The sequence below is a fragment of the Colwellia sp. genome, from assembly GCF_013215345.1.
Lineage (GTDB): Bacteria > Pseudomonadota > Gammaproteobacteria > Enterobacterales > Alteromonadaceae > Colwellia.
In genome coordinates, this window is the sequence record NZ_JABSOV010000028.1 from 18,335 (window position 1) to 44,464 (window position 26,130).

The 26,130-nt window shown below is 39.5% G+C and carries 24 protein-coding genes; 14 read left to right on the forward strand and 10 right to left on the reverse strand.

Annotated features, from left to right (window positions below):
• Window positions 1-31 precede the first annotated feature (31 nt).
• The 4 genes from HRT50_RS06110 to HRT50_RS06125 form a co-directional block, all read right to left on the reverse strand.
• Entirely contained in the window at window positions 32-634 is a 603-nt protein-coding gene (locus tag HRT50_RS06110) for a YqiA/YcfP family alpha/beta fold hydrolase (protein ID WP_291612387.1), read from the reverse strand.
• A 115-nt stretch (window positions 635-749) separates the two neighbouring features.
• Complete coding sequence (locus HRT50_RS06115; protein WP_291612390.1) at window positions 750-1,613, reverse strand: metallophosphoesterase; 864 nt, start codon at window positions 1,611-1,613, stop codon at window positions 750-752.
• 3 nt (window positions 1,614-1,616) lie between these two features.
• The gene (locus tag HRT50_RS06120) at window positions 1,617-2,111 is read right to left on the reverse strand and encodes a DUF1249 domain-containing protein (RefSeq protein WP_291612392.1); all 495 of its coding nucleotides are present in this window, start codon (window positions 2,109-2,111) and stop codon (window positions 1,617-1,619) included.
• 61 nt (window positions 2,112-2,172) lie between these two features.
• Complete coding sequence (locus HRT50_RS06125; protein WP_291612394.1) at window positions 2,173-2,820, reverse strand: NUDIX domain-containing protein; 648 nt, start codon at window positions 2,818-2,820, stop codon at window positions 2,173-2,175.
• Between the two features lie 155 nt (window positions 2,821-2,975).
• Here HRT50_RS06125 and tolC point away from each other — a divergent pair, with 155 nt between their 5' ends.
• Entirely contained in the window at window positions 2,976-4,355 is a 1,380-nt protein-coding gene (tolC, locus tag HRT50_RS06130) for an outer membrane channel protein TolC (RefSeq protein ID WP_291612396.1), read from the forward strand.
• Between the two features lie 452 nt (window positions 4,356-4,807).
• Here tolC and HRT50_RS06135 read toward each other — a convergent pair whose 3' ends face one another.
• Window positions 4,808-5,902, reverse strand: a complete 1,095-nt coding sequence (locus HRT50_RS06135; protein ID WP_291612437.1) for a glycosyltransferase family 4 protein — start codon at window positions 5,900-5,902, stop codon at window positions 4,808-4,810.
• Window positions 5,903-6,051: 149 nt separating this feature from the next.
• Between HRT50_RS06135 and lpxL the strand changes: the two genes are divergently transcribed.
• Window positions 6,052-6,990 carry an LpxL/LpxP family Kdo(2)-lipid IV(A) lauroyl/palmitoleoyl acyltransferase gene (gene lpxL / locus HRT50_RS06140; protein WP_291612398.1) on the forward strand — a complete coding sequence of 313 codons (939 nt, stop codon included), beginning with the start codon at window positions 6,052-6,054 and terminating at the stop codon, window positions 6,988-6,990.
• Between the two features lie 172 nt (window positions 6,991-7,162).
• A complete protein-coding gene (locus tag HRT50_RS06145; RefSeq protein WP_291612401.1) occupies window positions 7,163-7,861 on the forward strand; it encodes a TcpQ domain-containing protein in 699 nt (232 codons plus the stop codon).
• A 34-nt stretch (window positions 7,862-7,895) separates the two neighbouring features.
• Here HRT50_RS06145 and glnE read toward each other — a convergent pair whose 3' ends face one another.
• The gene (gene glnE / locus HRT50_RS06150; protein ID WP_291612402.1) at window positions 7,896-10,754 is read right to left on the reverse strand and encodes a bifunctional [glutamate--ammonia ligase]-adenylyl-L-tyrosine phosphorylase/[glutamate--ammonia-ligase] adenylyltransferase; all 2,859 of its coding nucleotides are present in this window, start codon (window positions 10,752-10,754) and stop codon (window positions 7,896-7,898) included.
• A 129-nt stretch (window positions 10,755-10,883) separates the two neighbouring features.
• Between glnE and HRT50_RS06155 the strand changes: the two genes are divergently transcribed.
• From HRT50_RS06155 to HRT50_RS06190, 8 genes are all read left to right on the forward strand, one after another.
• Complete coding sequence (locus tag HRT50_RS06155; protein ID WP_291612405.1) at window positions 10,884-11,870, forward strand: hypothetical protein; 987 nt, start codon at window positions 10,884-10,886, stop codon at window positions 11,868-11,870.
• Window positions 11,871-11,911: 41 nt separating this feature from the next.
• On the forward strand, window positions 11,912-12,829 hold the full coding sequence (locus HRT50_RS06160) for a DUF350 domain-containing protein (protein ID WP_291612406.1): 918 nt from the start codon (window positions 11,912-11,914) through the stop codon (window positions 12,827-12,829).
• 107 nt (window positions 12,830-12,936) lie between these two features.
• Window positions 12,937-14,688, forward strand: coding sequence for a polyamine aminopropyltransferase (locus HRT50_RS06165; RefSeq protein WP_291612408.1), 1,752 nt, complete (start codon window positions 12,937-12,939; stop codon window positions 14,686-14,688).
• Between the two features lie 170 nt (window positions 14,689-14,858).
• Entirely contained in the window at window positions 14,859-15,272 is a 414-nt protein-coding gene (locus tag HRT50_RS06170; RefSeq protein ID WP_291612411.1) for a DUF2170 family protein, read from the forward strand.
• Between the two features lie 65 nt (window positions 15,273-15,337).
• On the forward strand, window positions 15,338-16,027 hold the full coding sequence (locus tag HRT50_RS06175) for a PspA/IM30 family protein (RefSeq protein WP_291612413.1): 690 nt from the start codon (window positions 15,338-15,340) through the stop codon (window positions 16,025-16,027).
• A 164-nt stretch (window positions 16,028-16,191) separates the two neighbouring features.
• Window positions 16,192-16,833, forward strand: coding sequence for a hypothetical protein (locus tag HRT50_RS06180; protein ID WP_291612416.1), 642 nt, complete (start codon window positions 16,192-16,194; stop codon window positions 16,831-16,833).
• 46 nt (window positions 16,834-16,879) lie between these two features.
• Window positions 16,880-17,218 carry a hypothetical protein gene (locus HRT50_RS06185; protein WP_291612418.1) on the forward strand — a complete coding sequence of 113 codons (339 nt, stop codon included), beginning with the start codon at window positions 16,880-16,882 and terminating at the stop codon, window positions 17,216-17,218.
• Between the two features lie 118 nt (window positions 17,219-17,336).
• Window positions 17,337-17,594 carry an Lpp/OprI family alanine-zipper lipoprotein gene (locus HRT50_RS06190; RefSeq protein ID WP_291612420.1) on the forward strand — a complete coding sequence of 86 codons (258 nt, stop codon included), beginning with the start codon at window positions 17,337-17,339 and terminating at the stop codon, window positions 17,592-17,594.
• A gap of 106 nt (window positions 17,595-17,700) precedes the next feature.
• On the opposite strand, the gene HRT50_RS06195 is transcribed toward HRT50_RS06190, so the two are convergent.
• On the reverse strand, window positions 17,701-18,618 hold the full coding sequence (locus HRT50_RS06195) for a L,D-transpeptidase family protein (protein ID WP_291612422.1): 918 nt from the start codon (window positions 18,616-18,618) through the stop codon (window positions 17,701-17,703).
• Window positions 18,619-18,623: 5 nt separating this feature from the next.
• Window positions 18,624-20,246 carry an inorganic triphosphatase gene (locus tag HRT50_RS06200; protein ID WP_291612424.1) on the reverse strand — a complete coding sequence of 541 codons (1,623 nt, stop codon included), beginning with the start codon at window positions 20,244-20,246 and terminating at the stop codon, window positions 18,624-18,626.
• A 292-nt stretch (window positions 20,247-20,538) separates the two neighbouring features.
• On the opposite strand from HRT50_RS06200, the gene HRT50_RS06205 reads away from it, so the two are divergent.
• Window positions 20,539-21,144 carry a TIGR04211 family SH3 domain-containing protein gene (locus HRT50_RS06205; RefSeq protein WP_291612426.1) on the forward strand — a complete coding sequence of 202 codons (606 nt, stop codon included), beginning with the start codon at window positions 20,539-20,541 and terminating at the stop codon, window positions 21,142-21,144.
• A 107-nt stretch (window positions 21,145-21,251) separates the two neighbouring features.
• On the opposite strand, the gene HRT50_RS06210 is transcribed toward HRT50_RS06205, so the two are convergent.
• The gene (locus HRT50_RS06210; RefSeq protein ID WP_291612429.1) at window positions 21,252-22,343 is read right to left on the reverse strand and encodes a glycosyltransferase; all 1,092 of its coding nucleotides are present in this window, start codon (window positions 22,341-22,343) and stop codon (window positions 21,252-21,254) included.
• Entirely contained in the window at window positions 22,344-23,435 is a 1,092-nt protein-coding gene (locus HRT50_RS06215) for a hypothetical protein (RefSeq protein ID WP_291612431.1), read from the reverse strand.
• Window positions 23,436-23,747: 312 nt separating this feature from the next.
• Between HRT50_RS06215 and HRT50_RS06220 the strand changes: the two genes are divergently transcribed.
• Window positions 23,748-25,298: a capsule assembly Wzi family protein gene (locus HRT50_RS06220; protein ID WP_291612433.1), complete on the forward strand. Its 1,551-nt coding sequence runs from the start codon at window positions 23,748-23,750 to the stop codon at window positions 25,296-25,298.
• 141 nt (window positions 25,299-25,439) lie between these two features.
• Window positions 25,440-26,130, forward strand: a 691-nt coding sequence (locus HRT50_RS06225) for a glycosyltransferase family 2 protein (protein WP_291612435.1), incomplete at its 3' end; no start/stop codon positions are given.

Consider the following 26,130-nt stretch of genomic DNA (forward strand, 5'->3'; position numbering starts at 1 on the left):
TTAGATATTTATGGTATTAGCTATCGCTAATTTATTGGGTATTATCAAGTTGAAAGAAGTCACTTATGGTTGCTAAGCATTTATCAAAATTAATAAAACTATGATCGCCTCCTTCTTGTACTATTAATCGACAATGTTGATATTTTCCCACAGCTTGTTGGTAATTTAACACTTCATCACCTGTTTGTACCATAACTAGGTAATTATTTTTTTTCTTGTCAGCAATTGTCGGGGCTGCTTGTTCAAGCGCTTGCAATTGCTGTATATGTTCTTCGGTTACTTGGTACACCTCTTGGGTATAAGGGTTAACCTGTTCACCAATATAGTCATACAATAATTCATATGGTGTTATCGCTGGGTTCACTAACACCGCTAAACATTGATATTTTCCCTCCAGGTAACTAGCAAAATAACCGCCTAATGAAGAACCGATTAAATACCACTGGCTATTTGTGCTGTGACTTTCAATGAGTTGCTCTAATTGACTAATAGCTTTGGCTGGTGTCGAGGCTAATTGCGGGCAGACAAAGCCAACATTAGGATAGTTTTTAGCTAAGTATTGACGGGTTTGTTCGGCTTTTAGCGACAATGGCGAAGAGTTAAAACCATGAATGTAGAGAATGTTTTTTTTCATAATGTTATTTATTCTATTAATAATGAAGGCAGTAACGAATCTATTCTTTAAAAGAACTACCATGGCATAGGCGACACTAAACTACAGGCTCCGCAGGCAAGGATAAAGGCACTATTTATAAGTAAATAACATCGCTATGCAAGTGACCATCAGCAGATAAATTAAAAATTCTATAACCCGGTCCTTTCGCTAAAGCGGTCACGCCATCGACACTAGGGTCAAATTGTATCGATGTTGCCGGGCAGGTATATAAAGTAACGGGCTTATTTACTGCTATCGATTGAGCTGTTACAGCTTTAGTTGTTTTAATTGCGTTAGGTCCATTAGATGCATTAACTACCACAGCTGGTTCACTTTGCTTCGAGAGTTGCATAGCACTATGTACATGGCCGCAAGCGATGGTTTTTATATTGTCATAGTCGTTTATGGCTTGCCAAAAGTCCGCTTTATTTTGCAAACCATGTTTATCAATAAAATAACCCACATCTATAGGATGATGATGCATCATAACGAGCTGATGTTTACCTTGCTTGATAGCACTTTGCAATTTAGCTAATGCTTGCTCACTGACATAACCTGCTGGTGTTGCGCTTTTGCTATCCACGAGTTGAATTTGCCAATGCGGGTGCTCAATGCAGGTATCTGATGAAAACGGCGCTGCAGAAAAGTATTTTGCTAACAACTCAGGCTCATCGTGATTACCCGCTAAATAATAAATAGGTATGGCAATATCACACTCACGGACAAGGTCAACAAAATTTTGATAAGATTGCTCGCTGTGATCTTGCGTCAAATCACCGGTAAAAACAACATAGTCAATGTTAGAGTTACGACAAATACTCAGCAACACCTTTTTTAGGTTTGCTAACACATTGTGGCCATGGTGCATGCCATTGAGCGATGAAAACAAATGACTATCGCTTATTTGCGCTAACACTATGGGCTTATTATTCAATGGGCTATCATCTGATAAGTTCATAAATTAGGACTGCAACTCAACATTCACTTGCCCTAAACGCAAACATAAATGCAGCCATTCATTTAAAAACTGATTAGTTTGCTGCTTTTCATCTTGCTGATGCATTTGACTATTAGGGTAGTCGTACCGAGGCTTTACCTGCCTGATATCTTGCGTAGCCAGTACTTCCGCCATGCGAGCATCGTGATATAAACGAATAGTCATACGCGGATGTAGCGCACTGGCGACAACACCGGGAATATTTTTAAGGGAATGGCGTAAGCTTTCCTGCTCAAAGCTAATAACAGAGGTATAACGAGTCACCTCTGTTACGGTTACTTGATAAGAGAGGAAGTCACTAATAAAAAAATGGCGTTTTTCATCAAGCGCTGATTTCCCCGCTAACACCTTCAGCAATAACATATAGTTGTTGGCGCACAAAGTCATCAAGCTAACTAAGTTAGGTTGATAATTTTTTCTAACCCCATTAACTAACGCTCTATTGGGAAAAAAACTCATAGCTGCCTCTTAACTACTTCATTTAGTACTGGAAGATTTAGTACAGTTCTCTTTCATACCGCTACTTTTTAGGCGAAAGTGATTGATAGTTCATTTGCAGCCATTGTAACCCGATAATAGTGGCTGCGTTAGTGATTTTACCTTGCGCTAATAACTCCAGAGCCTTAGTGCGACTAACAAGATGTAATAGAATATCTTCATTTTCCTCGAGCAGGCCATAAACGCCACCATCACTAACTTTATCACTGTCAAAATGCGCTAAATAAAGATGAATACGTTCACTCATGCCGCCAGGGCTAGAAAGGTACTCCATAATCGGTTGTAAGGTATCGGCACTAAGGCTGATATTAGCTTCCTCTTTAGCTTCTCGTATAGCGACCTCGATTGGGCTTTCATTATCATCAAACATACCGGCAATAAACTCTAATAACCAAGGGCTATCTTCTCCCCTAATAGCGCCAGCTCGAAATTGTTCGATTAACAGCACCTTATCTTGCTTGACATCATAAGGCATAACAACAACGGCATCGCCACGCTCAAAAACTTCTCGGGTAAATGTCTGACTTTGCTGGCCGGAAAAAAGTTTGTGCTGCAGTGTGTATTCATTCATTTTAAAAAAGCCCTGATACTTGGTATCAACCGAGTGCACCGACACCTGTTCATTATCGAATTGCAGCATAGCTAAAGGCTTATTTTTATTAACTTTCATCAAGGTTCTCTTTGGTTAAATACTTTGTAAAATAATTTGTTACACTAGTAAACAGTTATTTTATTTGGTTAATTTAAAAATCCATGTAGGATACTCTATCAGCGAATACCAATAAATAAATAACAAGAGTAATACACCCAAGGAATTCCTTACTCATGAAAAAAACACTAAGCACCCTAATTATAGCGATAACCGCGGCTTTTAGCAGTACACAAGCCCAAGCTGATGATTTACTGACGGTTTACCAGCAGGCATTATTAAACGACCCTGTGGTACTTAAAGCACAAGCGCAGTTTATGATCGTAAAAGAAGATATTGAACAAGCGCGTTCAGTATTATTACCACAAATTAATGCCTCGGGTGGTATATCCATTAGCGAGCGTGAATCACAACAATCTCAACTAGTAGGCTCAGATGTGGTTGTCTATGATACAACCTCCAATACTGATGCAACTAATTTTGGTGCCAATTTAAACATGCAACTGTATCGACATGATAGCTGGTTGCGTTTAGGTAACGCCGAAAAATCAGCCCATCAAAGTGATTTAAACTATCAAGTTGCCAAACAAGATTTAATCACTCGCGTAGCAAAAGCTTATTTTGATTTATTAAGCACCAAAGATGATCTCGTTTTTGCTACCGCAGAAAAAGATGCCATTGCCCGCCAGCTTGAACAAACTAAACAAAGGTTCTCTGTTGGCTTGACCGCAATAACTGATGTTTATGAAGCGCAAGCACAATTTGATAGTGCAGTTACTGAAGAGATTCGCGCCGAAAATGCCATTTTTCAAGCAGAAGAAGAGTTACGAGTCATTACCAATACTTATCCGAGAAATGTCAGTATATTGAATACACAGCGCTTTAGCACTAGCACTCCAGTGCCTAATAGTGCTGATGAGTGGCAAGTAACGGCTGAAGCAAAAAATCTTGACTTAATTGCCGCAAAAGTCGGTATTGATATTGCGCAAGAAAATATCAGTATAGCTCGTGCAGGCCATTATCCAACTTTATCGCTAAACGGTAATTGGGGCAGTAGTAAAAGTAAAACCAGTGTTGAGGCTCTAGGTTTCAATGAAGACTTTGATGAAACACCTTATTTCAATGATTACTCGGTGGGTATTACCTTAAACGTTCCCATTTATTCTGGTGGAGCTATTCAAAGTTCAGTGCGCCAAGCACAAAGTCGCTTTGTTCTTGCTAGCCAAGATTTATCTTTAACACATCGCGGTGTTGTTCGCACCACACGTAATGCCTACAATACCGTTATTGCTGCTATTTCTGCAATTAAAGCCTTTGAACAATCGGTTCTCAGTGCCAATAAAGCACTAGAAGCAACAGAAGCTGGCTTTGAAGTGGGTACTCGTACCATAGTGGATGTATTAGATAGTACACGTAACTTATACAATGCTAAACGAAACTTATCATCAACACGTTATGACTATATTCAAAACGTTTTATTATTGAAACGTGCGGCTGGTACTATTACCGATGAAGATATAAGTGCTATCAACACAGGTTTAATGGCAGTTAATTAGTCTATTGATTAATGATACTCCTTAACAAATAGCCGGTTAATCAAGCTATTAAAAAGCCCTAAGTAATACTTTTGCTTAGGGCTTTTTTGTATTGGGAATTTAACCAGAGGTAGGCACACTATATTCGTTGTTTAATAGCAGTTTAATTAAGTTTGTGATCTTGTTGTGCACAGGAAAAACAAATCAAAGCAAGGCGCTCGATTGACCAGTAGCTGGCGTGTGTGATTGTGAGCAACGCCGCCTTGACGTATTTTATCCTGCACAAGTGGGCAATAATTTAATGGGATTGGTATAATAAAGGGTATGAGCACTGGCAGCGCATAAGGTGGACAATGACTTACCTTAGTTAGTTTATATTGAGTTCAGGCTAGTTAGCGCAGGATTGTTTAACAGCAAGGGTTACTTAATAAATAAGTAAAGTCGTTAACAATAACGACTCTCTATCCCATATTTTACACTAGGGTTTTAAGGAAACGGGTCAGTTCTATTGCTTCTCTTTCGACAGTATAATATTCTTCAACACGCTGACGACCAGAGTGGCCCATTTGAGCAAGCTTAGTTTCATCACTCAGTAATAACGCCATTTTATCTTTCACTGCCGCTAAATCATTTACCGGAACGACATAACCATCGACACCTTGACGAATAACTTCAGGCCAAGCTCCTGCCTCACTGGCAAGTACAGCAACACCACTACTCATGGCTTCAAGAATAGTTAAGCCGAAGCCTTCTCTTTCACTCAAGGCAACCACTAGCGATAAACTGCTAAATATTTTAGGAATGTCAGCAAAATCCTGTTCACCGGCAAATATTATTCGATCAGATAAGCCAGCTTGGGCAATGCTGTCGCGTAGCTCTTGGGTATATTTCTCGTGCTTAGCTGCAATACCGCCAACAATAACCGCAGTATAATCCGGATAGTCATTTAATATCGCTATGCAGCTTTGCACAAAGAGGTGCACGCCTTTTTGTTTTCTCACTCGGCCAAGAATAGCGATACCGCGTTTGCCTTTGACTTGACTGGGCGCTAATAAGTTAAGAGCTTGCCAAGCTTGTTGCTTGTCTGCACTCGCCGTATAAGCGCTGGTATTAACGCCATGATAAATAATGGTACTAGGAGGGTTTTCTAAATAACTGGCTGAAGCTTTACACATGGCAATAACCGCATCCATACGTCTAGTTAACCAACAGGTGAATTTTGCGCGTTTTCGCTGAGCCGCAGAGCTGAATACTAACTTAATTTTGGCTCTAAAAAGGTATTTTAACACTACCCCTTGAATCATTTCATCAACACGACGAGCATGAAATATCCGTAACTTGCCATTGGCTAAAGGGCGTTGACACATTTTAACCACTTGCCAGAAGCTGATGGCTAAGCTGGCATCGGTTAAATTGTTTTTTCCCATAATACGTAATGGGATCATGTGCTTTTGGTAAGATACCACTTGCAACATAGTTGAGGTAATTCCAGAAAAATTCCGTTTTGAATTGCCAATAATAAGCTCAATTTCAGTACTGCTTACCGCTTGGTTAACCACTGCATCCATTAAAAAATTCTCAAAATACCAATTATTCATCTAATGACCGCTATTCTACTGGAAAAACCCATTAAGTGGTAAATAACTTCATTGCCCAAGACAAACTAACTTGCGTATAATCATGCATAGTTAAACTAAAGGTCAGATGAGAAAATACATTGAGCAAAAATAAAGTGTTACAGCCAAATTTTAAGTTGTCTTTTTTATTACCCAAATACTGGTTAACTTGGCTAGGTGTTTTTATCCTTTACAGCATTTCTTGGCTACCTTTCAAATTACAACTCGCCATGGGCCGTGTTTTAGGCCGGTTAATTTTTAACATTGCGTCAAAGCGAAAACATGTTGCCCTGACTAATTTACGCTTATGCTTTCCAGAGAAAGGCGAGCAAGAAATACAACGTATTTTAAAAAAGAACTTTGAAAATACCGGTATTGCTTTATTTGAGACCGGTATGGGTTGGTGGTGGCCAAATTGGCGAGTAGCCAAAAAAGTTAAAGTAATTGGTGCACATCATATAACATCAGCACAAGCTCAAGGTAATGGCGTATTAATGTTAGCTATGCACAATTTAAGCTTAGAAATTTGCGCTCGTGGCGCAGGCATTGATAACCCACTGGTGGCATTTTACCGTCCACATAACAATCCACTTATGGAATTTTTCCAGCATAGAGGTCGAGCGCGTTCAAATAAGTATATGGTCGGCAAACGAGATGTTAAAGGTTTATTAAGAGCACTGCATGATAAAGAGGCCTGCGCTTATTTACCCGATCAAGATTACGGCCGTAATAAAAGTCTATTTGTACCCTTTTTTGCCGTTAAAGAAACCGCAACTACCACTGGTACGCTGATTTTCGCTCGAAAACGAAATACCAAAACAGTAATGATGATTCCGCGAAGAAATGCCGATGATAGTGGTTACACCATCGAAGTATCAGCGCCATTAGAAAACTTCCCAACAGATAATGATGAACAAGACTTAATTAAAGTAAACCAAGCAATAGAACAAGCTATTCTAGTACAACCAGAGCAATATATGTGGTTACATCGACGCTTTAAGACTAGACCTAACCCTGACGATGCCTCACTATATAAATAATTATTAATATATAACTAACTAATTATTATTGTTATTTACCCCCATTAAGTCCCTCTAGCATTAAAGCCTTGAGGTGAAAATAGAGAGGGATTTGTATAAATATCACTCTTTGGGTAAAGTAAGCTAAATTCACTATAATTAAAGTAATGAAAACAAAGGTATTGATTAAGCGATGAACTTTTGGCTGCGGAATATTATCTTAGGACTCCTCCTGACAGTGCTAGCTTGGGGCTTTTTTGCCAACCAAGACTTTTTGCTGTCCCTTGATGGCTCTCTAGGCAAGGTTGATCAAAGTGCCCTAAGTAACAGTGTAACGTCGGTAACCCCACTGCCCCAACAGGCAAAAAGTAGCGCGGCCGATTATCAGCAAGGTAGGACTTCAACCAATGCCGCGGCCATAGGTTTATCTAAATATTATGCGAACTTACGTGGCGATATGGATGGTAAAGGTCCGAAAATTCGCAACAATATTGTTTACCTGCCCGAGCCGAAAGGTGATTTAACCAAGTTATTGCAAGCGCGAGAAATGATGGTACGCCCTTATAAAAAAAATTGGCAAGGCAGTATTGAATCTCGCCCTTTTAGACGCGGTGAAACCTTAAATCAAAAGCTTGCCGAATATTCTGACAAAGATGGTATCGATTTAATTTGGTGGTTAAACCGAGATTATGTGGTAAAAGACCCGTTTAGGATTGAAAAAAACATATTAAAAACCTCCTTTCAAGTAGCTAAGGCCATTGAGGGTCACTTTGAATCGGGTCTGTCGATTTTCTTTTGTAATCGTCAACGTGCTATTGTCATTATTGAAAGTGCTCCTCAGCCTTTTTTGGATGAGGAGTGTATTTTACTTGCCAGTGAAAACTCTTATTAATAAATCCTTTAATTCACTTTATTAAACACCCTTATTAATCAACCAAGCGTTTTTGCCAAATATCACTAATAGCAGCTTGCCCAGTGACGTTTTGTCTATTAATTAAATGTCCTGCACTTTCCATGGTTGCTTGATGTCCTAGCGCTCTCAGTTTTTGATACATATCGCCAAGCAGTTTCTGTTCGACTTTTTTAAGTAAAGCAAACTTGAGCAGTAATTTAAAAATCCCTAAGTTATCACAAGCTAACATCAATTCAGGATATTGCTTGGCATGAGCGAGCACTAAAAACTGGGCAATGAATTCAATATCAACTAAACCGCCCTTGCCCTGCTTAATATCAAACTGCAATTCAGTGGAGTTATCTAGATGACTGCGCATTTTTTCCCGCATACTAATAATTTCGCTTTTAAGCTCGGTTAGCTCTCTGGGTTTTGATAATACAGCTTGTCGAATAGCGATGAATTGCTGCTGCAGCTTTTCATTACCGAAAATCATTCGGGCTCTTACTAAGGCTTGATGTTCCCAAGTCCAAGCTTCTTCATCTTGATATTGGGCAAAAGTAGCTAGATGTACCACCAGCACTCCTGAGTTACCTGATGGCCTTAGGCGCATATCTAACTCATACAATATGCCACTATTCATACGAGTATTAAATAGATGCATAATGCGTTGTGCTAACTTCATATAAAACTGGCTTGCTGGTACCGATTTACTACCATCGGCCCTACCACTAGTCACTTCATCAGGCTCACTATGATGTACAAACACTAAATCTAAGTCTGAACTGTAACCAAGTTCTACGCCACCGGTTTTACCGTAAGCAATAACGCCAAAACCTTTTTCCTTGGCTCCACCTAAACATGAATTTGGCACACCAAAGCGTTCATTAACATGCTGCCAAGCAAGGTTAATTACCTCTGATAATATCGCTTCGGCCAAAGCGGTTAAATGCTCACTAACTTTACCGACAGGTAATACGTCAGCAATTTCAGCCGCAGCAATACGTAATTGCTGCGATTGTTTAAATTGACGTAACGACTCCATTTGCGCTTCAAGATCTTCCTCTGGAATTCGTAGCATGCGCTCGCGTAACTCCACCGCATAAGTACAAAGCTGTGGCGGATTATGCAGTAATTCAGGATCAATAAGCTCATCAAGTAATATTGGGTATTTGGCAATATAATCAGCTACCCAGCTACTTGCTTGGCATAAATGAATAAGTTGCTTTAAGGCGCCATCATTTTCAAAGAGTAATTCTAGATAAGCGGTACGGGTGACTATTTTACTAAAAACTTGCAGTACCCGCGCTAATACCTGCCCGGCATCGACATTTTTTTGCAGTCGACATAAAAGCAATGGGATTAGTTTATCCAAAACCTGTCGGCCACGATTACCTAAACTGCGTTTACCAATATCTTCTCGAAAAGCACTTAATGTTTGCCAAACTTTATCACTTTGCCAGCCGAGAGCCTCTTGCTCCAACCAAGCAATAGACTCTTCATCACTCCAACGGCTATGCCAAAGTGTAACCCAGTGCTCATCGGGTGCTTGATGATTAGGGCTATCAAGACCAATAAGTAAATCGAATTCTTGATGCACCGCTTCCATATGCTTGGCTAGTAGAGATAGAAATTCAGGCCAACTGCCAATGGCAAGTACCGCGAGCAGTCGCTGCTGATCAAGCTCATTATCCGGTAAGGTTTGTGTTTGTTTATCGGCAATAGCTTGAATGATATTTTCTACACGTCGTAAAAAGCGATAAGCATTTTCAAGTACTTGTTTGCTGGTGTCATTAATCTCCCCTGACAAGACTAATTTCGGTAACACCGTTAATAAACTACGTTGCTGTAACTCCTTAACCCGTCCGCCGCGAATTAGTTGGAAAACTTGCACAATAAACTCAACTTCACGAATACCGCCCGCCCCTAATTTAATATTATTGACTAGCTGTTTTCGACGAACCTCTTGAGCAATCATCATTTTCATACGGCGTAAACTGTCTATAACACTAAAATCAATATAGCGGCGATAGACAAAAGGTCTGAGCATACTTGATAGTTCTTGGTGGTATTTGGACTGACCGATAACTCTAGCCTTTAACATGGCGTATCGCTCCCAATCTCGCCCTTGCTCTTGGTAATAATCCTCCATGGCATTAAACGTTAATACCAGTGGACCACTGTCACCAAAGGGACGCAAACGCATATCAACGCGATAGACAAAACCATCACAGGTGATTTGATGCAATGAGGCTATTAACTTTTGTGCCAAGCGGGTAAAAAATTGTTGGTTATCTATGCTGCGACGACAACCCTGGGTTGCACCGCATTCAGGATAAGTAAAAATAAGATCGATATCGGAAGAAAAATTTAGTTCTTTCCCGCCCAACTTACCCATACCATAAACCAGTAAGATCTGCTGCTCGCCCCGTTCATTGGTAGGTGTGCCCCACTTTCGTCGACAAAAATCAGTCAGCCACTGCAAGCTCGCTAATATAAGTTCATCGGCCAAAGATGACAATCGCGCTAATGAGGCATCTAAACTGATATTAAACACCATATCATCAAGGGCTATTCTGACCATTTGCTGTAAACGAAAACGTCTGAGTAGGCGATGTAATTGAGCTTCATCAGCACAATCGGCTAATTGGGCAAGTAAAAGCTGCTTATAATCTGGTAAAACATCTTCGTTAGCCGTTTTAAAAATTTCTATTACCAGCTCAGGTGCTTGTAAAGCACTGGCAAAAATATAGTCACTTATAGTTATCGCTTGTTTAAATGTGCTCAACTGCTCTTGGCTTAACTCAGCAGATACTTGAGAGTGTTGCTCAATAAAGTGTTGCCAACTTGTTGTTTGTTGTTGCTTTAAGAGCGGAGAAAAGGATAAGGTCACAAGAATTCCTACATAAGCAGCGTTGCCTATAGACATAATATGTCGTTAATGGTATTAATTGACACTTGTCTATGATTTATCGCTAAAATTAATTAACTATTTCGATAACATAGCATTTTTGAGGAGATGATGGCAGAAATGCACTTACTAAAAACACCTTTTTTATTGCTCTTGATCACAATTACCAGCCTTAGCCTTTTTGGTTGTGGCGATCCCGTGAAAGCGCAAATCGAACAGCAACTACCTATCACTGAACAAAGAGTCGCTCAGTTAGGTGATGCCTTAAGTAATGGCCAAGTTCGCAATGCTAACTTAATTAACCAATATGCTGATAAGGTTCAGGTTAATAAAGCCCACTTAACCCCATTGATTAACGAGTTTCGCAAAGATGCTTCTATCGATGGTCCTATGTATAAAGCGCTATTGGATAGGGTGAGCACTGCCAAGAATCAACCACAAATGTTTGACTCTTCACAGGCGCTTTATAATGAATTACTTAATATTTACCAAGCGGCAGATCCGGTACTCTATTCTGACGCATTAAGTGATCCACTCAATGTTTTAGCTGACATGTCAGATGGCCAATTGCCGCGTATTAATTCGTTATCAAAAGCACAAAGCCAGCGTGCCAATAATGCCCAAGACTTCGGTACTGGTGAGCAATTAATTGGCAATCCAAGTTATGGTAACTGGCAAACCGGTAGTAATGGTATGTCTTTTTGGGCTTGGTATGGCATGTATTCAATGATGGGCGACGTATTTGGTCGACGCACCTCTTATAATGATTGGGGTAGAAGCCGTAACTATAGCTATTACAATGATTACGGCAGAACACGCTACAGCTCTCCTGGACAATTAAAAAAACAAAACTCACTAGATACTCGCACTAAAAAATCGTTTAGCCGCAGCGGACAAAAATTTACCAGTCCCTACAGTAAAAATAGAACGGGATCATCGAGTTTATCTAGCCAAAGTAAAACCGCACAAACCAGTGCCAACCGCTTTCGCACTAATGCTGTTAAGAAAAGTAGTTATGCCAGCAAGTCGAAAAGTAAAAACTCAAGCTTTAGAAATTCAAACACCAACACCTCACGCGGCTTTAGACGCGGGAAATAATAATAAGTCGTTAATATGAAAAGAATAGGAACAACAAAATTATGAACACAGTCATCGAACTCGTTGGTGTTAGCTTAAATAATATTAGCCTAGATTTACTCGTTTATTTAGCCATAGACATTTCCATTGCCATCTTGTTATTAGGCGCTATGCGTTTCCTTTCTGGCTTGAGCGCGAAAGTAAATAGCACCGAAGAGCTAGCCAAAGAAGACAACTTCGCCTTTGGCATCAGTGTTGCTGGTAGTGTCTTAGCCTTAGGTATTGTCCTTACCGGTGCCATAACCGGAGAAGCCGCAAGTAGCTATGCTATGGAAGCCATTGGCATGTTGGCATACGGCGGCTATGGCTTAATACTGATAAAAGTGGGTCGTGTTATCCATGATAAAGTGGCGCTGCAGCATATAGATAAAAATGCCTTAATTATTGAAAAAAATCTCACCATAGGCATTATTGATGCCGCCGGTGCGATAGCGACCGCCATTGTTATTCGCGCAGTCTTACTCTGGGTTGATGGTTTAGACCTAAGCACATTCATTGCCATCACCAGCGGCTTTATTGTTGCACAAACCATGTTAGTTCTTGTCACCCGACTTAGAGAAAAACAATACGCAAAAAACAACCAAGAAGATTGTTTGCAAGAAGCCTTAAGTAATGGCCAGCTTGCCCTAGCAATTCGCTATAGTGGCCAAGTGATCAGCACAGCGTTAGCAGTAACCGCAGCCAGCCATTTCCTTATTTATAGCCCTGAGACCTTAGTGATTAATTTAATTGGTTGGTTAGTGTTTGGCGTAGTAATGACTTTACTTGTCGCTGTACTTACCGCAATAGCCAAACGCATTGTACTTTGGGGTATTGATTTAGTTGAGGAAGTTGATCAACAACATAATATTGGTGTCGCCAGTATTGAGATGGCCACCAGTATAGCCATTGCCTTAATTTTGACAGCGCTAATGGCATAACAACATTATTGAATCACCATCAAATTTCTAGTGAAAGTTGATGGTGATTTACCAAAATTAACGTAAACACTGCCTTAAACCTCCCTCTGCTCTGAAATTAAACCAATATGTCACAAAACACTTTACCTCAAGACCCATTACTCAAAAATATTTTACCTCAAGACTCATTACCTCAAGGTAAGTCCCACCTGCTCGACGATACCCTACTTATTATAACCATGGCCGTGTTAGCGGGTTGTGGCCTTATATATGAGTATTTATTATCTCATTACGCTGGTCGAGTGTTGGGGGTTATGGAAAGTACTATCTATACCATGATAGGTTTGATGATAGTGTCTATGGGGCTTGGCGCATTTGCAGCGCGTAAAGTCCGCTGTGCTTTTAATGGCTTTGTTTGGCTTGAACTCATTATTGCCCTACTCGGCAGCTCGGCTATTTTAATTATTGGTGGTTTAATTGCCATTACCCAGATATTTCCAGAGCTAATATCGAACATGCTATCACTGCCACCCGATATGAAACCCCAGGGTGGGCTTTTTAAACAATTGAGTTGGCTTGCTTTTAATAGCCCTTATTTCTTCGGTGCACTGCTGGGCTTTTTTATTGGTATGGAGATCCCGCTAATTGCGCGTATTCGCGAGAATATCCATCAACAGCATCTTGCCAATAATTTAGGCACAATTTACGGTGCAGACTATGTCGGCGCCGGTATTGGTGCTGCTATCTGGGTTGTTTTTTTATTGAGTATAGATATCAGTAAGGCCGCAGCAATAACCGCTAGCTTAAACCTTATTGCCGGTGGTTTTTTCATTATGCGCTATTGGCAGCGACTGCATTGGCGCAAAACGTTCGTCACTTTACATTGCCTATTAGCTTTGGTGATTATTTTAATGTTTAACTATGGTAATCAATGGCTCAATCAAATGAATAGTTTGCTCTACCTAGATAAGGTGGTGCATACCGACAAAACTCGCTATCAACAACTTACCTTTACTGAGCGCCACATGGGGCTTGACCAAGATAATATTATTAACTTTTATTTAAATGGTCGTTTACAATTTTCATCTATTGATGAACATATCTATCATGATTACCTGGTTGCCCCTGTTATGGCAGGCTCTGCACGACATGATAATATATTAATTATTGGCGGTGGTGACGGTTTAGCCTTACGCGATGTATTAAAATACAATCCAAAAAGTGTCACCTTAATCGACTTAGATAGTGAGCTTATTGATATTTTTCAAAAGCCAAGGGAGCTAGTAAATCCGCGCTTAGCTCGACAGATATTGCAGTTAAATGAACAAAGCCTGCAAGATGAACGTGTCACTATTTATCGCGCGGATGCTTTTATTACCATTAATGACTTGTTAAAAGATCGGCAAGTATTTGATGCCATCATTGTTGATTTACCCGATCCTAGTCACCCGGATCTGAATAAACTTTATTCGGTTAATTTTTATGCTCGGCTTAATTTATTACTTGCTGGCGATGGCTTAATCGCAATCCAATCAAGCAGCCCGTATCATGCTAAAGACTCATTTATTGCTATTGGTAAGACAGTGGCAGCGGCAAATTTTGCCCATGTTGAGCAGTATCACGACAATGTACCCAGCTTTGGTGAGTGGGGTTGGACCATTGCGGCTAAACGTGGTGCTAGCCCATTAACAAGATTAAACAAACTAAGCCAGTTGCCAGTTGCGCATCAATGGATAAATTTAGCTATATTAAAAGCGGCTTTTATTTTCCCTAATAATTTCTACCAAGACAAAGCAGATATTGGCATTAATATATTGGGTAGCCATACCATTTATCAGTTGCATCAAAAGGCTTGGCAAGATCAACAAGGCTTGAATTAAACTGAAATGCCCAAATGATAATTAGGTAGAAATAAAACGTAGTAATACTAGACAGTAACAATTAGTTTATAAAAACACCTTGACATAATATGTCAAGGTGTTAAATTTAACTCAGACGACATAATATGTCATCTGACTTTTTCACTAAAGAAAGGAAGGATAGGAAATACATGAATATTCATACTATAGCCGATCACTTAAACAGCTTGGCAGATAATTCAGACACAGGAATGAGCTTTGATTGCCAACCAATATCTGGCGAAGTTGACGTCCTGCAAATTAGTATCTTAGGCCGTGAAGAATTACCCGTTTTTATCTCGGTAACCGAAGATCAAATTATTTGCATTACCTACTTATGGGGCGTTGAAGAAGTAAAACCCGAGAGTATTAATGCTATGCATGAAAGCATGTTGGAAATGAATATCCCTATGCCATTATCATCATTTTCAAAAATTGGTGATAAATATGTAGTTTTTGGTGCTTTATCTATCAGCTCAAGCTTTATTGATGTTGAACATGAGTTAGCGGTATTGAGTAATAATGCCGTAGAAGTTATTGATGATATGAGTGATTACTTACTTTAGTTATATAGTTAAGTAAGAGTCGACCTTAATTATCCCCTAATTATTAGGAATGAGTGGAGTTACTAATGAGTATATTTAAAAAGATTATGACCGCAATTCGCGGCGGTGCATCAGAAGCTGGTGAAGCAATTATCGATGCTAATGCAACCCGTATTTTTGAGCAAGAGATACGCGATGCTGAAAATCACCTTACTAAAGCAAAACGTGACCTAACCGGCGTTATGGCTGAGCAAATGTCAGCAAAGCGTGAAGTAGACCGCTTAAGTCGCGAAGTTACTGAACACGAAGGTTATGCGACCCAAGCACTTGAAAAAGGTGATGAAACTTTAGCGCTAGCGGTAGCAGAGAAAATTGCTAACTTAGAAACTACTTTAGCAGAGCAACAACACGCTCACGATAGCTTTAGCGGTAACTCTGAGCGTCTCAAAGAATTAGTGAAGAAAAGTGAGCGCCAAGTCGCAGAGCACAAACGTCAGCTGTCTATGGTGAAAACCACTGAAAGCGTACAAAAAGCGACTTCAGCAATTACCGACAACTTTTCATCAAGTAACTCTAAGTTATTAAGTGCTAAAGATTCACTTGAGCGTATTAAAGCGAAGCAGCAAAAATTTGATGATAGAATGAAAGCTGCTGAACTACTTGAATCTGAAGACTCAGATAGCTCATTACAAGCACAATTAAAAGCAGCGGGTATTGGTTCACAAGATAATAGCGCTAATTCAGTATTAGAGCGTTTGAAAGCTAAGCAAAAATAATGTCGAACGTCAGTCTGTTAACTGACTGACTGTTATTAGCTAACATTAGTTAGCTAATAACATGTTTAACGCTTTTGCATAATAAACAACACCCAATGGGCACTATTATTTATCGCTACTTATTGAAGCTTTAGATAGGTGCCCATTCTACGTTAGGTCATCAGATGAATTTTTTAAAGAAAATATTTAACAAATCAAATAATGAGCAGAGAAAGTTAACAGAAGTAAACCAACTACTGGTTGGCGATATTATTGTGCTAACCGACAGCTTTGCCTTACCTGAGTCGTTACGCGGGCAAGACTTTCAAGTGAAAGCAGTAAATAGCTATGAATTTGAAAACAATATACAAACAGAATGGGCACTTGTCGGCACTAATGCCCTAGAGATATTTTTATCGCTAGAAGTGGATGATATTACCGAGCTGAAACTTTCATTAAAAATTCAGCATGAAGATGTCGAAACACTGTTTGACTTAGAGCAATTTGCCGAAATTTTTGATGAATCCGGACAAGCTTTCCTGGATAAAAAAGCTGACTCAGCAATCACCGCTATGTGGAGTAGCGAGCAATATCAACAAAGTGTTTTTGCTAAGGTAGGCTTTTTTCATCGTAAAGATCACCGTAGTGAAAACTTATCAGCATATGAAGGCAAAGACAGCGGCGAGCAGTTCGAGTTATATAGCCTTTTTAATGAAGACCAAAGCAAAGGCGTTGATGTTGAGGTCTGGCAAGATGGTGATACCGAAGTATGCTTAACTTTATTTAGGCCGCTTAGTGATATCATTGATATGTACCCAGCAAGTTAATCGACACCTTCAGCAGAAGTTAATCTAAAAGTTAAGCGGAAGTACTATGGCGAGAAAAATCCCCGAGAAATGGCAATCCTCAGTTAAAGCAATAAAAGCTGTGCAAGTTGCTTTTGATATGGATGAAAAAATCCAACTGTCTATCCGTAAGCAGGCGCTCGATGCTGGCTTAAGCCCGTCTGATCAAATTCGTGACATCTTAGGTTTACCGATAAATAAAAGACCTAAACGTCCGCGTTTAACGGTAAGTCTTGCCCCTAGCGATTACCAAATCCTCGCAGAAAAATATCAACTGCCAGCCGAAGACCAGCTCGGCATTAAAAAGAGACTGATGGATGATTTAGTCACGCATATTAACTTAGGTAATAGCGACGAAAATAAATAGTCATTTCAATGCCTGATATCAATAACTTACCTCAAGATGTAACTGCTTTGTTAAAGTTTTTTTTTGTGCCATACTGCAATGAACGGAATCTAATAATAACTTCACTTGGGATATCATTATGTTAAAACAAATCACCGCAATTTCTTTCGCCTTAACACTTTCGGCTTGTGCAAATACTGATGCACTTGATGCCAACATTAGCTCATTAAACAATAAGGTTGACGCTTTATCAGCCCAAGTTGCTGATTTAGAAGCTCAGCAGCAATCAACAGCCGCATATGCGCAAACAGCTAATACAGCAGCAGAGCAAGCAATAAGTGACGCACAAAAAGCTAACGAACGCATTGATAATGTTGTTGCTTCTTATAAGAAGTAATCGCTAGGGTTGAGTTAACTCAACGAGTAAAAGACAATAAAAAAGCACCTCATGGTGCTTTTTTATTGTCTAGCTTTTATTGTTTATTCATCGCTAAAATTACCGCTTACTTGGAGAGTTCAACCACTAAACCGTGGGGCTTTTCAATAATGGGCAGTAATTGCTGCCAGTGCTCTCGCTTGCTGCCGACAAATAGCTGCATGGCCTTGGTTACAATTACATTACCCTTGCTTGATTCAAGGTCGGTTAACGGCTGATGTATTTCTATTAATTGCTTTTCACCATTTTCATAGGACATTTTTACCGGTTGGTTAATCACTCTAACTTTAGTATTCACCGGCACATGATCAAAAAGCCATTTAATATCATTATCGTATAATCTTATACAGCCAGAGCTTGCCCGCATACCTATACCAAAGCGCTTATTCGAACCATGAATTAGGTATTCACTGGTGCCTAAACGTAAGGCATATTTACCAAAAGGATTATTAGGCCCGGCGGCAATTTCTTTAGCTAAATACTTGCCATGCTCAGCAAAGTAACGCTCTTGCATCTCTTTGGTTGGCCGCCAAGTCGGATCCTTTCTCTTCTCACCAATAACAGTACTAGTTAACGGGGTTGATAAGCCCTGTCTCCCTATGCCGACAGGAAAAACATGGACTTTATTTGCGTCAGGAGAGAAGTAGTATAAACGTAATTCTGGTAGGTTTATCACTATGCCTTGACGAGTAATGAAGGGTAATAACATTTCGTTGGGAATAACGACTTCTGTACCAATTTGAAGTAAAAATGGGTCATGCTGTGGGTTCGCCGCAAGTAAAGCTAAAAATCCAACATCATATTGCTCTGCCAGTTGCTGAAAATAATCACCCTTGACTACTATATGAACTTTTGGTTGACCAATCAGGCGCTTGTTCACTTCGCCCATATCATAAACGGTGGCCAGTAACGGCTGAGTAAATAACAGTAACAATGACATTGAGATGTGTATAAAAATAGCGCGTGATTTTTTATTTTTTATCATCGTGGCTATGACCAGTAAGGTTTCATCGTTAAGGCTTTAGCTCTAGATTGATCTAGTGCGGTAATTAAATTGTCACTTTTATTGGTTAACCATTGTGCTAATTTCGGCTCGGATGCTGGCAAGTGTACTAATTGTTGCTGTAATAAACTCAAAGACTGCAATTCACTAATACCTTGCTTAATATCAAGCCAAGGCATACTAAACCGGCTAACCATATCGCTCTCTGACCCCGAAACTAAGCCACCAAACCAACTTGTGGTTAATAGTGCGCGAATCAATAAACTGTGTGCGGTTAAATATAACTCGCTAGATGAAGCGTTTGGTGGTGTTTGCAATTTAGCGAGTTCACGACTTATCGCCTTAGAGCTATGAGTTAAGTGCTTAGCGGCAAACTCAATTAATGACGATGTATTTTCAGTTTTATTTGTATCAGTACTATTTCTTTTAAGCAATAATGACAGTAAGTTTAATTGCAAATTATTAAAACGCTCACTATGTAATATCGCTAACACTTGCGACTCATTAGGGTAACGCTGTTGTGCCAACTGTAACTTAGTTATCAACTCTTGGTTTACCGATGCGGCCTTTTGATTGGAACTTCGCTTACTCGTTAGTGCTTGAATATAGTGGGCATTATTCACCCAATGAATAGTTCGAATAAAATAACTAAGTTCGCTGCGTAACTCTTGCTGCTCAGAGGGAGATTTGTTAGCAGGAAATAACTCATTAAAGAGCCAAAAACCTTGCCTAAGTAGCGCAAGCAATTCACTTATCTTAGCTAATTTAGACAATGAGGGCGCATCAACATAGCTATCAACACTGAGCTGTAACTGAGTTATAGAATACTCTATGCCTTTATTAAAGGCGCTGTCTATGCTGCTATTTTTGGATAAATCTATCATTGTCAGTGCTATCGGCTCAACAAGTTCGTCATCATCAATAGCTATATTTTCAAGATTACCACTAACGGCAATACTCTCATGATATAAGGCATAACCGCGAGCGGCTTTGGTTAACTGCCCTGGCCTTAAAGCTAATTGACTAAATAAAAGCTTAGTTAAGACAAATAACGCCTGAGTATCGCCACTCACTAACTCTAACTCAATTTCATAAATACGTGGTTTATTACTATGTCCCTGACAAACAACCTCACCACTATCAAAGGCAATTTCCACTTGCGCATTACTTAAAGTAACTAACCAGGTATGGCGGGTAAAGTTAGTAGAGAAGAGCTCAACAATCTCTTGTTGTAGTTGCTTAATATCCGTAGCTGGCCGCCAAATGGCTTCCGGAAACAGGGCCAGAATAGGTTTAGCATCATCAATATCGACATTGTATTCTGGTCTTTGGTGCAAACCGGCAATGACGGTGCCAGAAGTTTTGATGGTTTGCTCAAAACGTACATCTTGGTGTAGAGCCTGAGTGCCCCGAGTTCGTAATGCTATTCTTTGTTGGCGCAGTGACAAACTCTCGGTATCAAAATAGTGATTACTTAGCTGTTTAACCTGATGAACAAATGCTAACTCTTGCTCGGTAAGTAACTGGCATATTTGTGCTTTAACTTGTTGAACTGTCGCCATATCGCGACATTCAAGCAAGGAGTATTTCAATTCAATTTCGGTAACCATTATCTTCCAATTAGTATTTTAGCTATCACTTAATAATCATACCTTTAGTACATGAATATGCCAATAGAGAGTTATCCCTTAATTACCGCAAACTCATATAGAATATAGGTTAGTCTACGAAAACATTACTAGCTAAGTAATTCAACTTGCTGATAACTTACCAATAAAAAGCCAAATATGCTTAAGGTTTGAGCTAATATTGGCGCATAATGAAATCATTCTTAGCTTGCCATCAAAGCTGCAAACACATAATATCTTGTCTTCCTTGATTTAAATACTACATTGGTTTTTTATGAATAACGTTATTAACGTCATAGCATTTCTTGCTATCACTTTATCTAGCTTGCTTTTTTCATCTGCTCAGGCTGCAGAAAACAATTACAAGCAGGGTTATATCTCTGATGAATTGTTCATATATATGCATGCAGGACCTGGCACCAATTATAGAATTTTAGGCACAGTTATCGCAGGATCTGAAGTTAAAATTACCGGTTCACAAGACAATGGCTATAGTGAAATTATCGATGATAAGAATCGCGCCACTTGGGTGGAAAGTAAATATGTAACCACGCAAGCCGGACTTCGCTTTATTGTCGCTGAACTTAATGGAAAAATTGCTACTAACAGTGATTTTGCCAGCCAACTAGATGGTGAAGTTAATGGCCTGAATAGCCAAGTAACGCTACTAACTAGTGATAAGAAAAAGTTAACGGCTGAACTGAAGCAGCTAACCACTACCTTGGCAGAAACACGCACAAAAATTAAAGATCAAGATACCAACATCAAAAAGCAATGGTTCTTCAATGGCGCCTTGGTCTTAGGTATAGGTTTAATTTTAGGCTTAATTTTACCAAGGTTCTTCACTCGCCGTAAAGGCGCTATGGAAAGCTGGTCATAATATCGAAACTTATTTTTAAGGGTATTAAAAAATAATTAATACCTTAATGCTAAAAAAAGACCTTAGTGATTACCTCACTAAGGTCTTTTCTTTCGTCCACTAGCAGATTACTTTGCTAGGCTTAAATATTGTTGAGCAATTTTACTTGCTGTTACCTTACCAATAATATCTGCCTCGGCTAAATCAAGTTCACTAATTAGCACACGTTCAATTGCCAGTGCCAATGCCTTCGGATCTCGTCTAGGTACTAAATAATCACTTAATGGTCCAGTTAATATTTCATCCGGCCCATGAGGGCAAGCGGTACTTACCACTTTAGTGTTAACGGCAATAGCTTCTAAGAGTACATTGCCAAAGCCTTCATAATCAGAGCTAAGTACTAAGGCTTGCGCTTGTTTTATCCAATTATAAGCATTCGTTTGGAAGCCAGGTAAAATAAGGCGGTCAGCAATACCATATTTTTCTGCAAGCTTCAGCGCCTTTCCTGGCTTATTGCACAATAACACTAGCTTAACTTTTTGGCTGACTTGAGCAAATGCGGCAAATAAAATGTCATGCCGTTTTTGTCTAGCTAATCGGCCAACATGGATAATGTAAGGTTCATTGGGTATGGCGCTATTTTCTATCAATGATTTTTTCTGAATATCTTCAATATCGAAGGGGTTATAAATAGTCATTATGTTTTTGGGGGAAATGACCGTTCCTTGAGATACTTCTTGCTCTATTCCTTTAGACACTGCAATTAAATTCTTGCCAGACAGATTCTTTTTTGATTTAAGTAAGTACCAATAAGCTAAAGGCCCGAGTTTTTTTTGTCGCTGCAATTCTTCTTCAACACTGTTATGCACAATATAATAAACCGAGCGAATTCGGCTTTTGGCCAGTAAGTTATTACTGCGATCTAAATTAGATAACACTAACTCAAAAGGTTTGCCTTGTTGCTGTTCAGCATCAGCAAACCAAGCCTGCAGTTTAGCGACACTGGCTTTGACTTGCCAAAACCTATCAACCTTTGACGCTTTATGGTCAAACAAATAACAAACATTAATCCCTTCAGGAATAGCGTAATCACAACGATTACTTAATGATAAAATGGTGACTGTATGCTCTTGCGCAACCATTTCAGTGGCTAAGCTGATCATTACACGTTCAGCCCCGCCTCCCGTTAGCCCATCGATGACTATGGCTATATTTTTCATTTAATTATCATCCTGCACATTGACTTTTTGAGTTGTTTTTTGCTGAGAACTAGTTTGTTGGACACTATTTTTCTGAACATCACTTTCATTACCAAGAGAAAATAACGCAGCGATATCATCGACAATCTGCGCTAATGCTTTTACTGGCGCAAGTTGTGCCATATTACTAATAAGAGTTTTAGCTTGTTGTTTTTCAATTAATCGCAGAGCCTGCTGCACTAAGCTATCGGGTGTTGCTTCAGCCGCAAGTACAAGTTGTTTCTGCTGACAGAGCTGTAAACGCGCAGGTTGATCCGGCGATACTGGTGCGGCCACACAAGGTTTGTGTAAAGCAATACACTGTAATAAGGTATCACCAGCACTGATAACACTACCTTGAGCAGTTGATATCAAGGCTATAAAATTTTTATTGCTAATACTTTTCACACAGGTGATATCACTATCGTCAGGAAGCGCTTTAGGATAATTATCCCCAAATATAACTAAGCATTTTATTTTTGTTAGTCGGTAAAAGGTGTGCGCTGCTTGATAATAGATATCTGCGGCAAGTTCTCTCGCAACTATATGTCCGCCAGAGCCGGCATTAAAGACAAAATAGTCATTTTTAATTAAATCAAATTGTTCAATAAGCTGGGTTTGGTATGCACTGCTACTCACTTCAAAAACAGGACCTATATTTTGAGGGGCTTTTTTATTAAAAAAGGCTAGCTTCGCTCGTTGCCAATAGCTTATCGACTTTATACAAAAATCAGGCTGAACTACCCAGTGAATATCGGTATTGAATAAGCGGTTTAACTTCAATCCCCTGCTACGCTTTTTATTATGTTGGGAGATAAAGGCAACTTTGGCGCCGATAGCTTTCGCTTGCTTAAACTGTTTAGCGCGCCCCGAGGCATCAAAAAACACTAAGTCAGGGCTAACCTTAGCAATAATAGCGTTAACTCTTACTACATCTTTGGTCGGTGAATCCTGACAAGCATGTACTGTATAAGGGCAGTCGTGAAAATAAGCGACTTGCTCATTTAAAATAAAATGGATGTTTATGCTAGGCCAGCGCAATTTCAGCGCTTTGGCAATAATCATTGAGCGCATGTACTCACCTATGCCGGAAGGTGAAGATACAGGAATAAATAATACGCAGTTAGGTTCCATTAAAGTATAAGACCGAAAGTTAAGAGGGGAAATAAAGCCATGCATAATACCTGAAAATAGCGCATTGCTCTAATCGCTACCGCTGTTTTTTTTGTTACTTACTTTAAACAGTAGATGAGTTAACGGGCTAACACTGCTACAATTTGCGCAATTTTTATTGTCGCAATTTTTTGATATCTTTAGGCGGCAATTTTTTAGTGTTTATTTATTAGTCTTTTATTATCAGTGTACTGCACTCTTTAGGATATTTTAATGTTGTTAAAGCCTAGTTTGGCCATTTTATCTTTACTTTTTTTAAATTCAAGCTTTGCCGCACCTTGGGTAGAGCCAGATGATCTCGCTTTAAGAAATGATATTCAACTACTTGCTGATATAGGTCTAATTACCGCCCCGGTAACGACTTACCCGCTGATGTGGAATGCTATTAAGGATGACATTCTATCGGCTAACACCTCATTACTTAGTGATGAGCAAATTCAAGCCCTTGATCATGTCAGGTATAACTATAAATATGCGTCAAGTAATCAAAATACGACCAAAAAGAGTATTTACTTAGCAACTAATCAAAATCGCTTTACCAGTTACGGTAATGACCATTTTGACCAAGGAAACATTGAACTTTCCGATGAGTTTTTTGTTGGTAACCTAGCAGGTAAATTACAAGTAAATTATCGCCTAGGTTTAGATGACAACCCGGAATTAAATCAAGGTAGTGACTTTAATCTCGACGGCAGTTACCTGGCCTATAAATTAGGTAATTGGGTATTAAGTGCCGGTGCAATTGAACGCTGGTGGGGCCCTGGCATCGACACCAATTTAATTATGACCACCAATTCAAGACCTTTACCTGCGTTGAGTATTACCCGTGATAACTCAGCAGCTTTTGAAACCCCTTGGCTAAGTTGGATTGGTCCTTGGACACTTACCGCACAAATGGCACAATTAGAAGAAAGTCGCGAAGTTCCTGATACAATGATGTGGAGTACTAGAGGTACTTTCCGTCCACTTCGTGGTTTAGAGATTGGCGCTTCTTGGTCATTTCAATGGGCCGGCGAAGGCCAACCGAGTTCAATGTCGGATTTTTTTAAAATACTTTTTGGTGGTCAAGAATGTGCCAACGGCGATCCTAACTGCGATTCATCGAATAATACCTATCAAGGTAATCACCTTGCTGGTTATGATATTCGTTGGTCTGATACACTATATGACCTACCTTACGCGCTATATTTTCAGACCATAGGTGAAGATGGCTCACCTAATGCGGGCATAATTACCGATAAAGCCGATATGTATGGCATTGAAACCCGCTTCACTTTATTAGATCAACGTATCATGGCCAACTTAGAGTTTACCGATACCCAAGTAGCTTGTGGCGGTAGTGATTCAACCTACCTCAACTGTTTTTATGAGCATAGTACCTATGAGTCAGGCTACCGTTATTATCGTCGCACCATAGGCTCTACTTATGATAATGATGCAAAAACTTTAGTGGCTACATTTCTAATCCAAACTAAAGCAGGTAATAGCTGGCAGTTAAAGTTTAGAAAAGTACAATTAAATACCGATAATATTGACCAATATCCTGACGATATTAATCTAGGTAATCCTGTATCTAAAGTGGCCGAAGATATTTTACAGTTTGATGGTCAATATAAATTCATCGCTTTCGATTCTCGTTTCACCCTTGGCATGATAGTAACCAACTCAAAATTTGCTAATAACCAGGTCGCTATCAGTAACGATACGACCTATGAAGACGGTACCGAGTTTGATGCTTATGTGAAGTGGGAATATCGTTTTTAATATTTCATTAACTATTTATTATTATTTACTTACTCGCGACCTACTCGAGTAAGTAAATAATAAACGGCTAATTTTAAAAATTAAACTTATGATATACTGCTAGGCTCAAAAATCATGACTAATCAAAATGCGAACTAGCTAATGATAACGACAACCACTCACGCTCCACGCTGGTATAATACTTATGCCATTCACTTCTTCCGTCTTGTTATGACGCGAATTTTACCTCCATCTTGGTTTAGAGAAGCATTGCCACAAAAAACAGAGCGTACTGCCGTTGATGGTTTTTTCCAGTTAGAAATAGTCAGTCATTGCTGGGGCTATTCAAACATGCTCACCTACCAATTAAGCTCTTTTGTTAACTACCCACCAACTAAGTGTGCCCTTACCGTTACCGTTTTTTATGCCAAAGAAGATGTTAAAACCCAAGCGGTGTTGGAATTTTTCAAGCAAAAGAGTGTTGATAATGTCACTTGGAACTTCCAAGAGATGTCTAAAGGTAAATTATTTAGACGTGGCATTGGCCGAAACATAGCGGCCCGCTCAAGTAAGGCAGACTGGTTATGGTATACTGATTGCGATATTATTTTTCATGAAAACTGTTTAGATTCATTAGCTGAGCAACTACAAGGCAAACAAGAAATCTTGTACTACCCCCAGCAAGAACGCACTACTGAAATGTTAGCGCAAGACGATCCTATGTTACGTCAAGACAGTGAACCGCAATTAGTTAATATTGACGCTGACGGCTTTAGTTTACATTCACGTGATAAAGCTAAAGGTGCATTTCAAATTGTTCATGGTGATGTAGCTCGCGCAATAGGTTATTGTG

Excerpts from the sequence above, each read along its gene's own strand:
- HRT50_RS06180 (WP_291612416.1), top strand. The coding sequence starts at position 16,192 with ATGAATTTTTTAAAGAAAATATTTAACAAATCAAATAATGAGCAGAGA.
- HRT50_RS06110 (WP_291612387.1), bottom strand. The coding sequence starts at position 634 with ATGAAAAAAAACATTCTCTACATTCATGGTTTTAACTCTTCGCCATTG.
- HRT50_RS06125 (WP_291612394.1), bottom strand. The coding sequence starts at position 2,820 with ATGAAAGTTAATAAAAATAAGCCTTTAGCTATGCTGCAATTCGATAAT.
- HRT50_RS06115 (WP_291612390.1), bottom strand. The coding sequence starts at position 1,613 with ATGAACTTATCAGATGATAGCCCATTGAATAATAAGCCCATAGTGTTA.
- HRT50_RS06195 (WP_291612422.1), bottom strand. The coding sequence starts at position 18,618 with ATGATAAAAAATAAAAAATCACGCGCTATTTTTATACACATCTCAATG.
- HRT50_RS06220 (WP_291612433.1), top strand. The coding sequence starts at position 23,748 with ATGTTGTTAAAGCCTAGTTTGGCCATTTTATCTTTACTTTTTTTAAAT.
- HRT50_RS06155 (WP_291612405.1), top strand. The coding sequence starts at position 10,884 with ATGGCAGAAATGCACTTACTAAAAACACCTTTTTTATTGCTCTTGATC.
- tolC (WP_291612396.1), top strand. The coding sequence starts at position 2,976 with ATGAAAAAAACACTAAGCACCCTAATTATAGCGATAACCGCGGCTTTT.
- HRT50_RS06190 (WP_291612420.1), top strand. The coding sequence starts at position 17,337 with ATGTTAAAACAAATCACCGCAATTTCTTTCGCCTTAACACTTTCGGCT.
- HRT50_RS06170 (WP_291612411.1), top strand. The coding sequence starts at position 14,859 with ATGAATATTCATACTATAGCCGATCACTTAAACAGCTTGGCAGATAAT.
- HRT50_RS06210 (WP_291612429.1), bottom strand. The coding sequence starts at position 22,343 with ATGAAAAATATAGCCATAGTCATCGATGGGCTAACGGGAGGCGGGGCT.
- HRT50_RS06120 (WP_291612392.1), bottom strand. The coding sequence starts at position 2,111 with ATGAGTTTTTTTCCCAATAGAGCGTTAGTTAATGGGGTTAGAAAAAAT.
- HRT50_RS06215 (WP_291612431.1), bottom strand. The coding sequence starts at position 23,435 with ATGCGCTCAATGATTATTGCCAAAGCGCTGAAATTGCGCTGGCCTAGC.
- HRT50_RS06200 (WP_291612424.1), bottom strand. The coding sequence starts at position 20,246 with ATGGTTACCGAAATTGAATTGAAATACTCCTTGCTTGAATGTCGCGAT.
- HRT50_RS06165 (WP_291612408.1), top strand. The coding sequence starts at position 12,937 with ATGTCACAAAACACTTTACCTCAAGACCCATTACTCAAAAATATTTTA.
- HRT50_RS06175 (WP_291612413.1), top strand. The coding sequence starts at position 15,338 with ATGAGTATATTTAAAAAGATTATGACCGCAATTCGCGGCGGTGCATCA.
- HRT50_RS06185 (WP_291612418.1), top strand. The coding sequence starts at position 16,880 with ATGGCGAGAAAAATCCCCGAGAAATGGCAATCCTCAGTTAAAGCAATA.
- HRT50_RS06145 (WP_291612401.1), top strand. The coding sequence starts at position 7,163 with ATGAACTTTTGGCTGCGGAATATTATCTTAGGACTCCTCCTGACAGTG.
- HRT50_RS06135 (WP_291612437.1), bottom strand. The coding sequence starts at position 5,902 with ATGGATGCAGTGGTTAACCAAGCGGTAAGCAGTACTGAAATTGAGCTT.
- HRT50_RS06160 (WP_291612406.1), top strand. The coding sequence starts at position 11,912 with ATGAACACAGTCATCGAACTCGTTGGTGTTAGCTTAAATAATATTAGC.
- HRT50_RS06205 (WP_291612426.1), top strand. The coding sequence starts at position 20,539 with ATGAATAACGTTATTAACGTCATAGCATTTCTTGCTATCACTTTATCT.